This window comes from Chryseobacterium sp. MHB01 (assembly GCF_034651565.1).
In the GTDB taxonomy this organism is placed as follows: Bacteria; Bacteroidota; Bacteroidia; order Flavobacteriales; family Weeksellaceae; genus Chryseobacterium; species Chryseobacterium nepalense.
The window spans coordinates 701,025-715,095 of sequence record NZ_JAYEDA010000001.1 but is presented as its reverse complement, the minus strand read 5'-3'; the positions used below and the strand labels follow the sequence as shown (position 1 = coordinate 715,095).

The 14,071-nt window shown below is 36.8% G+C and carries 12 protein-coding genes; all 12 read right to left on the bottom strand.

Annotated features, from left to right (window positions below):
• Positions 1–24: 24 nt before the first annotated feature.
• The 12 genes from U9K52_RS03380 to U9K52_RS03325 all read right to left on the bottom strand — a co-directional run bounded on the left by U9K52_RS03380 (position 25) and on the right by U9K52_RS03325 (position 14,011).
• The gene (locus U9K52_RS03380) at positions 25–360 is read right to left on the bottom strand and encodes a transposase (protein WP_066436637.1); all 336 of its coding nucleotides are present in this window, start codon (positions 358–360) and stop codon (positions 25–27) included.
• Between the two features lies 1 nt (position 361).
• Positions 362–799: a transposase gene (locus U9K52_RS03375; protein ID WP_248392488.1), complete on the bottom strand. Its 438-nt coding sequence runs from the start codon at positions 797–799 to the stop codon at positions 362–364.
• Positions 800–1,567: 768 nt separating this feature from the next.
• The gene (locus U9K52_RS03370; RefSeq protein ID WP_263603568.1) at positions 1,568–3,067 is read right to left on the bottom strand and encodes a carbon-nitrogen hydrolase family protein; all 1,500 of its coding nucleotides are present in this window, start codon (positions 3,065–3,067) and stop codon (positions 1,568–1,570) included.
• Positions 3,068–3,527: 460 nt separating this feature from the next.
• Positions 3,528–5,057, bottom strand: a complete 1,530-nt coding sequence (guaA, locus tag U9K52_RS03365; RefSeq protein WP_322925367.1) for a glutamine-hydrolyzing GMP synthase — start codon at positions 5,055–5,057, stop codon at positions 3,528–3,530.
• Between the two features lie 209 nt (positions 5,058–5,266).
• Positions 5,267–6,505 carry a phosphoribosylamine--glycine ligase gene (purD, locus tag U9K52_RS03360; protein WP_322925365.1) on the bottom strand — a complete coding sequence of 413 codons (1,239 nt, stop codon included), beginning with the start codon at positions 6,503–6,505 and terminating at the stop codon, positions 5,267–5,269.
• Positions 6,506–6,774: 269 nt separating this feature from the next.
• A complete protein-coding gene (gene purH / locus U9K52_RS03355; RefSeq protein WP_322925363.1) occupies positions 6,775–8,292 on the bottom strand; it encodes a bifunctional phosphoribosylaminoimidazolecarboxamide formyltransferase/IMP cyclohydrolase in 1,518 nt (505 codons plus the stop codon).
• Positions 8,293–8,713: 421 nt separating this feature from the next.
• Complete coding sequence (purN, locus tag U9K52_RS03350; protein ID WP_322925361.1) at positions 8,714–9,280, bottom strand: phosphoribosylglycinamide formyltransferase; 567 nt, start codon at positions 9,278–9,280, stop codon at positions 8,714–8,716.
• A 67-nt stretch (positions 9,281–9,347) separates the two neighbouring features.
• Entirely contained in the window at positions 9,348–10,340 is a 993-nt protein-coding gene (gene purM / locus U9K52_RS03345) for a phosphoribosylformylglycinamidine cyclo-ligase (protein WP_263603570.1), read from the bottom strand.
• Positions 10,341–10,608: 268 nt separating this feature from the next.
• Positions 10,609–11,160, bottom strand: a complete 552-nt coding sequence (locus U9K52_RS03340; protein WP_263603571.1) for an NADPH-dependent FMN reductase — start codon at positions 11,158–11,160, stop codon at positions 10,609–10,611.
• A 29-nt stretch (positions 11,161–11,189) separates the two neighbouring features.
• Entirely contained in the window at positions 11,190–11,918 is a 729-nt protein-coding gene (locus U9K52_RS03335) for a pirin family protein (protein ID WP_322925358.1), read from the bottom strand.
• 162 nt (positions 11,919–12,080) lie between these two features.
• Positions 12,081–13,499 (bottom strand): MFS transporter, encoded by a 1,419-nt coding sequence (locus U9K52_RS03330; protein WP_312175997.1) that lies wholly within the window; start codon positions 13,497–13,499, stop codon positions 12,081–12,083.
• Positions 13,499–14,011 (bottom strand): nuclear transport factor 2 family protein, encoded by a 513-nt coding sequence (locus U9K52_RS03325; RefSeq protein WP_322925356.1) that lies wholly within the window; start codon positions 14,009–14,011, stop codon positions 13,499–13,501. Before U9K52_RS03325 ends, U9K52_RS03330 begins: the two co-directional genes overlap by 1 nt.
• Positions 14,012–14,071: the final 60 nt, after the last annotated feature.

Genomic DNA, 14,071 nt, shown 5'->3' with positions numbered 1-14,071 from the left:
ATTTTATAAAGCTGTTATATTATTTTATACAATAAAAAGTTTTTTCCATCTCGAAACTGTATTGCGGCTCAGTTTATAATGCAGAGCGAGTTTGGTATTGTTCAGTCCGTGCTCTTTCTGGAACTCAAGGATTTTAATAATGGTAGACTTGCTGTACGACCGGTGCTGCTGATTGGATTTGATGATATCTTCTGAAACAGGAGTAAATATAATATTGTTAATTGCAATAACATCCAGTTCGGAAAGAGTCTTCTTGCTGAGAATTTTATCACAAAGTTCTTTTTTTTCCGGGAATTTCTTTTGCAGGATATCAGTATATATTCTTTTAAAATCCGGCTGTGAAGTTTTATTTTTTTTCATGTTATCCGTTATTAAGATTACCGTATTTTTTAGTCCACCGATGAAGCGTAGATTTCGGGATCCGGTATTCCTTCACAATCTGGGGCATTGTTTTTTCCTCGGTTTCTATCAGTTCAACAATAAAATCGATAACTTCCCGGGTGTAGATACTTTTGCGAAAACTGGGGAGCATGGATTTTTTTTCTACCTGTTTATCTACTTTGGAAGGAGGTGCATAGAGGATAAGATGCTGAGAATATATTCTGAAGAAATCATATTCCAGAAGTTTACTCCATCTCATAAGAATATCACTATCTAAGCTCTTGGAGCGATACATCTCTTCAATCTGGTCTTTTGTAGTTTTCAGGAATTTGCAAATTCTTTCAAGATCAGTTTCTGTATCTTCAACGCGAGTCTTTATGATACTTCCTATGTGTATTTCTTTGTAGTCAAATTTCATCCTTTTAGTATTATATGTGAAAAATAAAAATGGTGTTATTACTTTTGGGTAAATAAAATTCTCTATCTCCGGATAGAAAACGAAAAAAAACTATTGAAATTACCAGAAACCGAAGCTTACAATCCATGTGCAATGTATTATTCATTATCAGATAACTTTCATGTGTTTGCACTAATTTTCATGAGAAGCATTAATTATTTTAATACTTCGCAAAACAAAATCAATTTCAACAGTTTGCATTTTTAAGAATGGAGGGAATTTTAAGACGGTATTAAATCTTTGGTCATTACTTAAAGATTTATCCAGGTCCGAATTTTTCATGAATATTCTATAATCAGGTTTGTCAGGTTAAAGTTTTCAGTGGCAATTATTAGCTTTATTTAAACTAAACTATTTTTACAAATTTAGATAAAACCAAACAATAATACAATATATTTAAAGCATTTACATTTAAATATTATTATTAGAGTTATTTATTAATTTATATAAAAATATTAATTCCTATTTGTAAATTTTTACTAAACTTTATCTGCTAACGCTTATCCTGTTATTTTATTGTGTATTACAGTAATTTCAGTATAATTATTACTATGTAATACTCATCAATTTGTAAAAATTTCTTATCCAGCTTTTCATGTATAAATCTTTGTATATGTATAGAATTATTGACACTTATTTTTCGATGGCGTCTCGAAATATCGTTACAAAAAAACACCCCTTTTTCCTAAAGAGGTGTAAATTTTTATTATAAACAGATCATACTGAAAACTATTTTAAATATGTTTCATAAAGATCTTTTCTACGGTCTTTCATCACCTGTACGGAGCCATGGTGATGAAGGTCTTTCAGAAGATTTAAATCCACATCTACAATCAGTGTCATTTCCGTATTGGGTGTTGCTTCTCCTTTCACAGCATTCGATGGAAAAGCAAAATCGGAAGGAGTAAATACGGCTGCCTGACCAAACTGAATATCCATATTATTAACACCCGGAAGATTTCCTACGCAACCTGCAATCGCAACATAACACTCATTTTCAATAGCTCTTGCGGCCGCACAATGCCGAACACGCATATAGGCATTCTGCGTATCCGTAAGATAAGGCACAAAAAGAATTTTCATCCCCTGATCGGCTAAAATTCTTGGTAATTCCGGGAACTCCACATCGTAGCAGATTACCAGTCCGATTTTACCACAGTCCGTATCGAAAACACGGATTTCGTTTCCGCCTTTCATTCCGTAATATTTTTTCTCATTCGGCGTGATGTGAATTTTCCTGTATTCATCTATTCTTCCATCTCTGTGAAGAAGATAGCTTACATTATATAAATCATTATTTTCGAAAACAGGCATGCTTCCGGAAATGATATTAACATTGTAGCTGATGGCCAGATCCGAAATTTTCATTTTGATTTCTTCCGTTAATTTTGCAAGTTCAATCATACTGTCTCTTTCGGAAAGTTTGTTGAAGGGAGCCAGCAAAGGAGTGTTGAACAATTCCGGGAAAAGAACGAAATCGGCTTTATAGTCGCCCATCACATCTACAAAGAACTCAACCTGTTCGTAGAAGGCATCAATATCTTTGAAATGTCTCATCTGCCATTGCACCAGTCCCAGCCGGATAATGCTGTCCTGCATGGTATTGGGCTTCTTACTGTAATAGATATTATTCCATTGCAGGAGCACAGCATTTTCTTTTGAGGATTCGTCTTCGGGGAGATATTTCTTTAAAACTCTGATGGGCAAAAAATTATTGGAAAGCTGAAATGATAAAACCGGATCATAAATTTCTTTATCTCTAACTCTCCTGATATATTCCCTCGGTGATAGCTCGCTGTGTTTGTGATAGTTCGGAATTCTGCCTCCTAAAACAATCGATCTTAGATTTAACAGTTCACAAAGTTCTTTCCTGGCATCATATAATCTTCTTCCCAGCCGAAGTTCACGAAATTCCGGATCAACAAAAACTTCGATTCCATAGAGTACATTCCCTGTGGAAGTATGGGTATTGAAAGTATAATTTCCCGTAATATCGCTGTAAGTATGATCATCGCCGAATTCATCATAATTTACAATGATTGAAAGTGCTACGGCGGCGAGTTTTCCGTCAACCGTAATACAGATCTGTCCCTGAGGAAATATTCTTGTTAGTTTTTCGATGCTTCTTTTAGACCATACATATTCAGACATTTGAGGATAGGCCCGTTTCATAGTTTCTACCAATTCTGAGTAATCCTGAACGGTGAGCGTTCTTGTTTCAATTTGCATTTGATGTAATTTTACTTAAATTTAGGGAAAAACTGAGACTTATTTATAATGCATGAGTTTTTTAACCGCAAAAGACACAAAAGATTTTGTTTACTTAAGTTGAGCCTTGAAGACAAAAGCTAACAATAGGTTAATTTCATCATACATTCCAGCAATGTAAATCTAAATTTGAATTATTTGTATTTCTTAACTGTACAAACTGACTTGTAATTGTATGATTTTATAAACTGAAAGGGCGGCTGCAACCCTAGCCCAGATTGAAGCAGCATCCTTTTTGGTTGCGGCCGGAGCATAAACCGGAAGCTTACAAACATAGTTCAGGAGCCCATAACCAAAAAGATATAGTACTTCGACAGGCTCAGCATCAACTCAAAGCTGGAAAAAGCTCCAAATAATTTTAATAATTAAACGAAAAAATCCCGCCCAAAGGCAGGATTTATATCTTAACTCAAGTCAAAAATTATTCCCACTCGATCGTTGCAGGCGGTTTGCTTGAAATATCGTACGCTACTCTGTTGATTCCTCTTACTTCGTTGATGATTCTGCTTGAAACGGTATCTAAAAACTCGTAAGGAAGTCTGCTCCAGGTTGCCGTCATAAAGTCGATGGTGTTGGCAGAACGGACAACGGCTGTATATTCGTACGTTCTCTCATCGCCCATTACTCCAACCGATTTTACCGGAAGAAGCACAACAAATGCCTGAGAAACTTTTTCATATAAATCATTTTTATATAATTCTTCAATGAAAATATCATCCGCTTCCTGAAGGATTCTTACTTTTTCAGCATCAACAGCTCCCAAAATCCTGATTCCTAATCCCGGACCAGGGAAAGGGTGTCTGTGTACCAAATGATGAGGAATTCCCAGCTCTTCTCCAACTTTTCTTACTTCATCTTTAAATAATTCTCTTAAAGGCTCCAGCAATTCAAATTCCATTTCTTCTGGAAGTCCGCCAACGTTATGGTGAGATTTGATCACTGCAGAAGGACCGTTTACCGACTGACTTTCAATTACATCCGGATAAATTGTTCCCTGTGCTAAGAATTTAGCGCCTTCAATTTTATGAGATTCTTCATCAAAAACGTGAATAAACTCGTTTCCGATGATTTTTCTTTTTGCTTCAGGATCATCTACTCCGGCTAATTTTGATAAAAATCTTTCGGAAGCATCCACTAATTTAATGTTCATATGGAAATGCTCTCCATAATTGTCCATTACTTTTTTGCCTTCGTCTTTTCTCAGTAAACCTGTATCTACGAAGATACATGTCAACTGGTCACCAATTGCACGGTGAATTAACACTGCCGCTACAGAAGAATCTACCCCTCCTGAAAGTCCTAAGATAACCTTTTGGTCACCTACTCTTTCGCGGATTTCTGCAACTGTTTTATCAATATAATTAGTCAGTTTCCAGTTTTTCTCTGCATTACAGATTCCGAACACGAAATTCTCCAACATTTTCCCGCCTTCTTCGGTGTGGGAAACTTCAGGGTGAAACTGTACGCAATAGATTTTCTTATCCTCATTCGCCATGGAAGCAATTACGCCTGATTCAGCATTTAATTCAAAGCCTGGAGGCAATTGTCCTACTTCATCAAAGTGGCTCATCCAAACGATAGAATTATTGGTTACACCTTTTAGCAAGGAAGATTCTTTTACAATTTCCAGGTGTGCTTTTCCGTATTCTCCTTTTACGCCTTTATGTACTTTTCCGCCTAAAAGATGGGCTGTTAACTGCATTCCGTAACAGATTCCCAAAACAGGAATTCCCTGCTCATACAATTCTTTTTCAACCAGATGAGCATTTTCTGCATTTACAGAACTTGGTCCTCCTGAAAGGATAATTCCTTTCGGCCGTTTTTCTAAAATTGTTTCTAATGGTGTATTGAAAGGTAAGATTTCAGAATATACACCCATTTCACGGATTCTTCTTCCGATAAGCTGGTTGTACTGTGATCCGAAATCTAATATGATAATACCGTTGTTCATTTTTTATAATTGATGAATAATGATTGATAAATGATTTTGTAAAATTGTCTGAAATTATAGCCCCGATTGCAGCGGCATCCTTTTTTGTTATTGCGATTGCCAAAAAGTTCTAAATATTGCTTCTCTTTGTTCGCAATGACAAAAAAGATACAGCGGAAAGCGGGAAATAGCTTCTAACAAAAAAAGCCCCGAAAAATCAGGGCATTATTTTAAAACTTTCCGATGTCTTCTCTGTAGAAGCCGTAATCGAAATGTACATGACTTGCATCTTCGTACACTTTTTTGCGGGCATCATCGTAAGTTGCTCCGGTAGCTACAATGTTAAGCACTCTACCACCGTTGGAAACTACTTTGTCTCCTTTTCTGATGGCTCCTGCGTATAAAAGCTTGCTGTATTTCAGTTTATCTTCGCCCACGATTTCGAAACCTGTTTCGATGTTTCTCGGGTAGCCTCCTGAACACATCACAAGGCAAATTGCTTTTTCGTCTTTAAATTTAAGCTCGATGTCTTTTCCGTCCATACAATCCTGGATCACATCAAGAAGGTTATTTTCCATTAAAGCCATCAACACCTGAGTTTCAGGGTCTCCGAATCTCATATTGTATTCCAGAAGATACGTTCCGTTTTTGGTAACCATCAATCCAAAGAAAATAATTCCTTTGAAACCGAAGCCTTCCGCTTTAAGACCTTTTAAAGTAGGTTCAAGGATATTTTTTTCAAAGTCAGCATAGTGTTCCTGGGTAAATTCAGGGCTTGGAGCTACCGTTCCCATACCGCCGGTATTCGGTCCTGTATCTCCGTTTCCTGCTTTCTTATAATCTTTCGCCGCAATACACGGGAATAATTTTTCACCGTTTGAAAAAGCAATGATGGAGGCTTCAAATCCTTCTAAATATTCCTCAATAACCAAACGAATCCCTGCATCTCCATAGATTCTTCTGATCATAAAATCATGAATTGTTGCTTCAGCTTCTTCTAAGGTATCGCAGATCACAACACCTTTACCTCCTGCAAGTCCGCTTGCTTTGATCACTAATGGATATTGCTGAGTCTGAACATATTCTTTAGCTTCATTGTATGAATCAAATACTACTGCTTTTGCTGTTTTGATATCATAGGTCTGCATGAATTTTTTAGAGAAAGCCTTGCTTCCTTCCAAGCTTGCCACTTTCTGATTCGGGCCAAAAACTTTCAAATCGTGCTTTTTGAATTCGTCCTTCAAACCAGCTACAAGCGGCGCTTCCGGACCAACAATCGTTAAGTCTACCTTTTCTTTGATTGCAAAATCTCTAAGTTCTTTAATCTCTGATAAATGAACATTTTTTCCTATTACATCAGTGGTAGCATTTCCGTTGGCGAAAAACATCTTCGTAATTCTTGAATCGTTCTGAAGCTTGGCTGCCAAAGCAGATTCTCGTCCACCTTCACCTATGATTAATATTCTCATACTTTATTTAATTAACTAGTCTATAATTTACAAATATATAATTTTGAATGCTATAAATACAATCTCAAAATATAATTTCCGGATGTATGCATTTAATCTCAATAAAAATTTTTAACGCAAAGTCCGCTAAGATATCTTTAATAACTGACTGCTTTTTAAGTTCGTAAAGGTACTTCGACGAGCTCAGCATAAACTAACACTCAGCAAAGACCGGAAAGCAATCTATCCTAAATTACAGATTTTCATCTGTAATTTTAATCTAATTTTAATTAATGTAAAAAATGTCTTATTCCCGTAAACATCATTGGTATTTTGTGCTCATTGGCAGCATCAATACTGTCCTGATCTTTCACACTTCCACCCGGCTGGATGATTGCTGTGATACCTTCTTGAGCGCAGAAATCTACCACGTCACGGAAAGGGAAAAAGGCATCTGAAGCCAATACCAATTCCCCGGAGAACTTTTCTTTGGCTCTTTCAATTGCCTGTTGAGTTGCCCAGATTCTGTTTACCTGTCCGCCTCCGATTCCAAAAGCCTGGATTCCATTGGAAACTACAATTGCATTTGATTTTACATATTTTACTACTCTCTGGGAGAACAATAACGCTTTTTTCTGCTCTTCCGTAGGCTGAGTTTCAGTTACGACTTTGATGTCATCCGAGAAGATGCTGTCGTTATCCTGAACCAAAATACCCCCGTCGATCTTTACCCACGTCTGTTTGTCGGATACAGGATTTACAATTTTAATAATTCTCAGATTTTTTTTCTTTCTCAAAATTTCAATCGCTTCCTCATCAAATTTAGGAGCCATTACAATTTCAAGGAATGTTTTATTTAATTCTTCCGCGGTTGCCGCGTCGATTTTGTAGTTCATAGCAACAATTCCGCCAAAAATAGAAACCGGATCACATTCGAAAGTTTTCTGGTAGGTTTCCAAGGCTGAAGTTCCGATTGCTACTCCACAAGGTGTAGAGTGTTTTACGGCACAACAAGCCATTTCTTCTTTAAATTCAGTCACTACTTTCCAGCAAAGATCCATATCACGAAGGTTGTTGAAAGACAATTCTTTACCTCCCAGCTGTTCAAAATCTTTCATCGCGCCGTTTTCGAAAGTAGAAACGTAGTAAGCTGCTGTCTGATGAGGATTTTCACCATATCTCAGATCAGAAACTTTCTTGTAAGAGGCATTTAAATAAGTAGGATAATCTTCTTCTAAAAGCATTCTTGAAATCGCTGCATCGTAAGCAGAAGTAAGATTGAATACTTTTCCTGCCAATTTCTTACGGGTTTCAATATAGGTATCACCGTTTTGCTCCATTTCAATTTTTACCGCAGCATAATCTTCAACATCAGTAATTACCGTAACGGAATCAAAGTTTTTAGCCGCAGAGCGAAGCATCGAAGGTCCTCCGATATCGATGAATTCCACCTTTTCGTGAAGAGAAATGTTTTTGTTTACATTTTCGAAAAAAGGATAAAGATTTACAATTACCATGTCAATCAGACCAATTCCATGTTCCTGAACAGTACTCATGTGTTCTTCGTTGGAACGAACCGCCAACAATCCTCCGTGAACTTTCGGGTGTAATGTTTTCACTCTTCCGTCCAACATCTCAGGAAAATTGGTAACTTCATCAATCTGAATCGGATTTAAACCAGCATCTTTCAAATGTTTGAACGTTCCTCCCGTAGAGATCAGCTCATAATTTTGGGCTTCCAGAAACTGTGCAAATTCGATCAACCCGCTTTTGTCAGAAACACTGATTAAAACTCTTTTTTTGCTCATTTTACTTTCGATTTTTTCTTTGTAATAATTCTTATGTACAATCTGATAGGACTTCATCCTATCCTGATGTAGGTCGTCCTTTCAGGACTCCAACACTTAAAGAACTTTACTTTCAATTTTACTTTTTACAGTTATTTCAAACTGTCGACCGGTTCTTTCACCTCCGATCTTATTTATTTTTACTTAGATTTTTCTTGTTTTTCGAAATAATAAAATCTAAATGTGTTTTGTTTATTTTTTTAACGCAAAGGACGCTAAGTTTTTTATTTTTTGCTGAATATTTTTCGTTCGCAAAGGCGTTTCACTCAGCAAAGGGTGGATGTTTTTTAATATTTTATATTAACACCCCGTCAAAAATTCATTCTGAATTTTTACCATCCCTCCAGAGGAGGGGAATTTTTGTATTGCTAATAATTGCTTTTTAATTATTATTCAATACTTTATTTATCGCTATCGGGAAGATTTCATACTCAATCTGATGAACTTTTTCCGCTACGGTTTCGGGTGTGTCATTCTCAGTGATTTCAAATGACTTCTGAAGAATCGCTTCTCCTTCATCAATTCCCGAGGTTACAAAATGTACGGTTGCGCCGCTTTCTTTTTCTTTAGCTTCAATCACAGCATGATGAACATGATGCCCCCACATTCCTTTTCCTCCGAATTTAGGAAGCAGCGCCGGATGAATATTGATTATTTTTCCCCTCCAGGCTTCACAAAATTCAGGTTTAAGAATAGATAAAAATCCTGCTAAAACGATTAAGTCCATATTTTCAGGAATAATTTTAGCCAATTCGCCGCTGAAATTTTTTCCTCTCGGAATCAGAACGTTGTCTATATTATGATTTTTCGCTCTTTCCAGTCCGTAACATTCTCTGTCGGCAACAACCAAAGATATTTTTGCATTTTGGATTTCTCCATTATCAATAGTATCGATGATTCGCTGAAGATTGGTTCCTGACCCTGAAACGAGTATAACAATATTTTTCATTAATAAGTCAATTTGAAAATGAGTTAATTTGAAAATGAAATAGAAACATTATCTAATTGATCAATTTTCAAATTTTCAAATTAATCTTTTCGCTTCCTTCCGTAATTTCTCCGATTTCGTAAGCATCATCCAAAAGGTGCAGTACTTTTTCTGCGTGTTCCGCATCTACTACAACGATCATTCCTACTCCCATATTGAAGGTTCCGAACATTTCTTCACGGGCTACACCGCCTCTTTTTTCCAGTTCCAGCATGATGCTTGGAATCTTGATTTTTGAAGCATCGATGGAAGCACATAATCCTTCACCAATAATTCTCGGAATGTTTTCATATAATCCACCTCCGGTGATGTGGGCAATTCCGCATACTTTTACTTCTTCAAGAACTTTATGAATGTCTTTATAATACAATCTTGTAGGCACCAAAAGTGTTTCGTACAAAGGTTTTCCTTCGAATTCTTCGTTGAAATCAGGGAATACTTTTCTAACAAGGGAGAATCCATTTGAATGGAATCCCGAACTTGGCAGAGCAATAATTTTGTTTCCTGGTTTTATATCGGATCCGTCAATGATCTGGTCTTTTTCAACAATACCTACACAAAAACCGGCAACATCGTAATCTCCAGGCTGATACATTCCCGGCATTTCGGCAGTTTCTCCGCCAATCAGTGCACAGTTGTTATCTTTGCATGCTTCCACCATTCCTAAAACAATTTCTGCAGCAATTTCGGAATCAAGTTTTCCGCAAGCCAGGTAATCCAGGAAAAACAAAGGTTTTGCACCATGACAAAGGATATCATTGGCACACATTGCGAAGCAGTCTACACCAATAGAATCATATTTTTTTGAATCTAAAGCTACTTTAAGCTTTGTTCCCACCCCGTCGGTTCCCGAAACCAAGACAGGATTTTTGTATCCTCCGATTTCATAAAAAGCACCAAAACTTCCCAAATGATTCAGTACGTTGGAATTATGGGTTTCGCCAACCGCTTTCTTGATCTTGTCAACGGTTTTGTATCCTTCTTCTTTGTCTACTCCTGCGGATTTGTACGTGTTGCTCATATTATTAATGTAACAGTGTATCAGTTTAACAATTTAACAATGATTTTGATTGTTAATGTGCTAAATTGGCACAATTTATTTCTATGTTTAAGTTTTAATTTCGAAAATAAAAAAGCCGACAATCTTAGTAGATTATCGGCCGTTGTATTATCTCAGAATTTCAGAGTCCACAATATTCCCTTTCTTGGAGAAACATTCTTTAAAAGTGGTCTGAATATTCATCTTTTTTCTTTTTGCAAAGATATTAATTTTAAATTAATATTCAAATCTATTTTTCAAGGATAATCTCTACTGCCGAAATTTTTGCAATCTTTTCCTTCAATTCGCTGTCTTTCTCTTCATTAGAAATTGTCTGAGCCGATTTATCAAAATTGTCATTGAAGAAAGGAAGTGTAAAGGTATCCACAATATTTCCGCCGTGAAGTGGGAAACGTTTGGTTGCCGCTTCTAAAACGCCTAATCCGCCTCTTGCTCCCGGAGCTGTCGCCATTAACAGCATTGGTTTTTCATTCCACACTGCTCTGTCCTTGATTCTGGAAGTCCAGTCGAATACATTTTTGAAAGCCGAAGAATACGTTCCATTGTGTTCGGATAAAGAAACGATAAGTATATCTGCCGCATCAATTTTCGCAGCGAAATTTTTTGCTTCCTGCGGAAGTCCGCTTTCCACTTCGCGCTGGTGTTTGTAGATTGGCATTTCAAATTCGTTCATATCTACCACTTCCACTTCTGCATTCTGAATAAGTGAAGCTGCGTAAGAAACTAAAAGTTTATTGATTGATGTCTCGGAATTGCTTCCGGCTATGGCTAAAATTTTCATTGTTTATATTTAAGTTTACAAATTTAATATTATTTAAGGTAAGATGGCAAGTCCATGGGAACTTCCATTAGAAGAATTTCGGCATCTTCAATGGCTTCAATGTTGAAACTTTGGGTATCCCAGATTCCCAGACCGTCTCTTTCGTTTAAAACTCTGTCGCCAATTTTTGCGTTTCCTTTTAAAACAAATGCATAAACCCCGTTTCCTTTTTTATGAAGCATATAGTTTTTACCGTTTCCTTTGGTAAAGTTTGCCAGATTAAACCAGGCATCCTGATGAATCCAGACCCCTTCGTCGTTTTTATCCGGCGATAAAATCTGCTGAAATCCGTTTATTTTCTCACCTTCTTTGATACTTTTCTGATCATACCTCGGCTCAACATCAACCTCTCTTGGAAATACCCAAATCTGTAAAAATTTTACTTCTTCATCCTTATTTTTGTTGTATTCGCTGTGCATTACACCGGTTCCGGCACTCATCACCTGAATTTCTCCTTTTCTGATAACGGCTGTTGTCCCCATTGAATCCTTGTGTTCCAGATCACCTTCCAGCGGGATTGAAATAATTTCCATGTTTTTGTGCGGATGTGTTCCGAATCCCATCCCCTGGGAAACGGTGTCGTCATTCAACACTCTGAGAACTCCGAAATGGGTTCTTTCATGGTTTTGATAATTTGCAAAACTGAAAGTATGGTAAGAATTAAGCCATCCATGATTGGCGTGGCCTCTTGTATCTGCTTTATGATATACTGTTTTCATATTGTGATTATTTATGGTACAAATGTCGGAAGTCTTACGCACGGAAATGTTGATGTAAGGTAAGAAAGATTATTAATCAATAAAAAACGGATTCTTATGAACCCGTTCCGTTATTTTTGTTTGATTTTTAATTGATTAAACTGAAATTAAAAGTTATTAACTTTAAAAATGTACCTGCTTAATTTCTTCTTCAATTTCCTTTGGCGAATCATGTTCAGATTTAATAAAAACCATAGTTAAAACAGCTCCCAACAGCATACAGATTCCACCGACTACGATATAATCAATGGCCATTTTGCCGAAAATCCCACTTACAATCGGTCCCCCGAAAATCCCGTTAATGATCTGAGGAATCACGATAAAGAAGTTGAAAATCCCCATATAAACCCCCATTTTCTTTTGTGGAATTGAATCGATCAGCATCGCGTAAGGCATGGCTAAAATACTTGCCCAGGCAAATCCCAGTCCAACCATTGAAATCCACAGATAATGAATGTCTTTAATAAAATACATGGCAATCAGTCCCAGTCCTCCACAAGTCAGGGCTAACGCATGAGTCTGTTTTTTACCTATAAATTTTGCAATCGGTGTTAAAGCAAAAGCAAAGAAAATGGCATAGAAATTATAACTTCCGAATAAGCTTCCCGTTAAATCTCCGGCTTTGTTAAATTCCGCAGAATGGGTATCGTCCGGTGAAAGCCCGAAATGATGTGTTGCCAAAGCACTTGTTGTAAAAACCCACATGGTAAATAAGGCAAACCATGAAAAGAACTGTACAATTCCTAATTTTTTCATCTGGGAAGGTACATTGGCAAAATCTTTAAAGATATCCGAAAGTTTAGATTTTTCTTCTACAATTTCTTTTCCGCCTTCAAAAGAGGCAAACTCCTCCGGTGAGTATTCTTTTGTGGAAATAATGGTGTATAAAATTGATATCAAAAGAACAACTGCTCCAATGTAGAAAGAATAAATCACATTATCTGCTACGAATCCTTTGGGTGCCTCATTGGAAACGCCCAATTTAGTAAGCCATCCCGGCAGATCTGACCCAATAACCGCTCCGATTCCAATTAGAATTGTCTGAACTGAAAATCCAATGGTTGCCTGATGTTTCGGCAGCATATCTCCCACTAAAGCACGGAAAGGTTCCATAGCCACATTAATGGACGCATCCATCATGGCAAGAAAAATTACAGCCATCAGCAGGACATTTGCCGCCATCATCTGCGTTGCAGAAGCAGCATTAGGAAGCATTACCAGTCCGATTGCACATAAAACCGCTCCTATTAAAAAATAAGGTTTTCTTCTTCCCAGCGGGCTCCAGGTATTATCTCCCATGTGACCAATAATTGGCTGCACAATCAATCCCGTTATAGGAGCCACCAGCCAAAACCATGACAACTCGTGAACATCTGCTCCAAAATTTGCCAAAATCCGGCTTGCATTTCCGTTCTGTAATCCAAATGCCATCTGGATTCCTAAGAATCCCATGCTCATATTGATGATCTGAAGCATTGATAAGTTCGGCTTTTTCATTTTGCCAAATTCACCCTTATTGTATTTTCCTGTCATTTCTGCCATTATTGCTTCATTTTTTGAATTAATATATCTTCTATCGGAGCTTTTATTTCCACCACTTTATCTACAACATCATTTGGAACTGTTACGGAAAGTACATACTGTTTTACTTTCCACTGTCCGTTTATTTTTTCAACAACTCCTGAACCCCGGCAGATCTTCATTTGAGTATCCAAAAGTTCATCAAACCAAGCGATTTTTCCTTCTTTACTAAAATAGATATTTCTTTTCAGTGAAGTGAAGTTCCAGGTTTTGTTTTTATCAAAATAAGGTTTGGCCCAATTCATAAAGGCTTTTTTATCCCAGACTTCGGTAGCATCGGTTCCTATAAATGTTGATTCTTCAGCAAAATAATTGAAATAAGTGTTAAAATCAGCTTTTGCTGCAGCGACGTTGAATCCGTCTAACATTGTCCCGATTTCTGTTTTTTCTTTTTCAAATTTTTTCTGAGCTGAAATGGTCGTAAAGCTCAATATACATATGATTAATGTAAAGAATATTGTTGTTTTTTTCATATATAATTTTTGTTTTTAACGCAAAGAGCGCTAAGCATTTTTGTAATTTTACTTAATATT

Excerpts from the sequence above, each read along its gene's own strand:
- U9K52_RS03380 (WP_066436637.1), bottom strand. The coding sequence starts at position 360 with ATGAAAAAAAATAAAACTTCACAGCCGGATTTTAAAAGAATATATACT.
- U9K52_RS03375 (WP_248392488.1), bottom strand. The coding sequence starts at position 799 with ATGAAATTTGACTACAAAGAAATACACATAGGAAGTATCATAAAGACT.
- U9K52_RS03370 (WP_263603568.1), bottom strand. The coding sequence starts at position 3,067 with ATGCAAATTGAAACAAGAACGCTCACCGTTCAGGATTACTCAGAATTG.
- guaA (WP_322925367.1), bottom strand. The coding sequence starts at position 5,057 with ATGAACAACGGTATTATCATATTAGATTTCGGATCACAGTACAACCAG.
- purD (WP_322925365.1), bottom strand. The coding sequence starts at position 6,505 with ATGAGAATATTAATCATAGGTGAAGGTGGACGAGAATCTGCTTTGGCA.
- purH (WP_322925363.1), bottom strand. The coding sequence starts at position 8,292 with ATGAGCAAAAAAAGAGTTTTAATCAGTGTTTCTGACAAAAGCGGGTTG.
- purN (WP_322925361.1), bottom strand. The coding sequence starts at position 9,280 with ATGAAAAATATTGTTATACTCGTTTCAGGGTCAGGAACCAATCTTCAG.
- purM (WP_263603570.1), bottom strand. The coding sequence starts at position 10,340 with ATGAGCAACACGTACAAATCCGCAGGAGTAGACAAAGAAGAAGGATAC.
- U9K52_RS03340 (WP_263603571.1), bottom strand. The coding sequence starts at position 11,160 with ATGAAAATTTTAGCCATAGCCGGAAGCAATTCCGAGACATCAATCAAT.
- U9K52_RS03335 (WP_322925358.1), bottom strand. The coding sequence starts at position 11,918 with ATGAAAACAGTATATCATAAAGCAGATACAAGAGGCCACGCCAATCAT.
- U9K52_RS03330 (WP_312175997.1), bottom strand. The coding sequence starts at position 13,499 with ATGGCAGAAATGACAGGAAAATACAATAAGGGTGAATTTGGCAAAATG.
- U9K52_RS03325 (WP_322925356.1), bottom strand. The coding sequence starts at position 14,011 with ATGAAAAAAACAACAATATTCTTTACATTAATCATATGTATATTGAGC.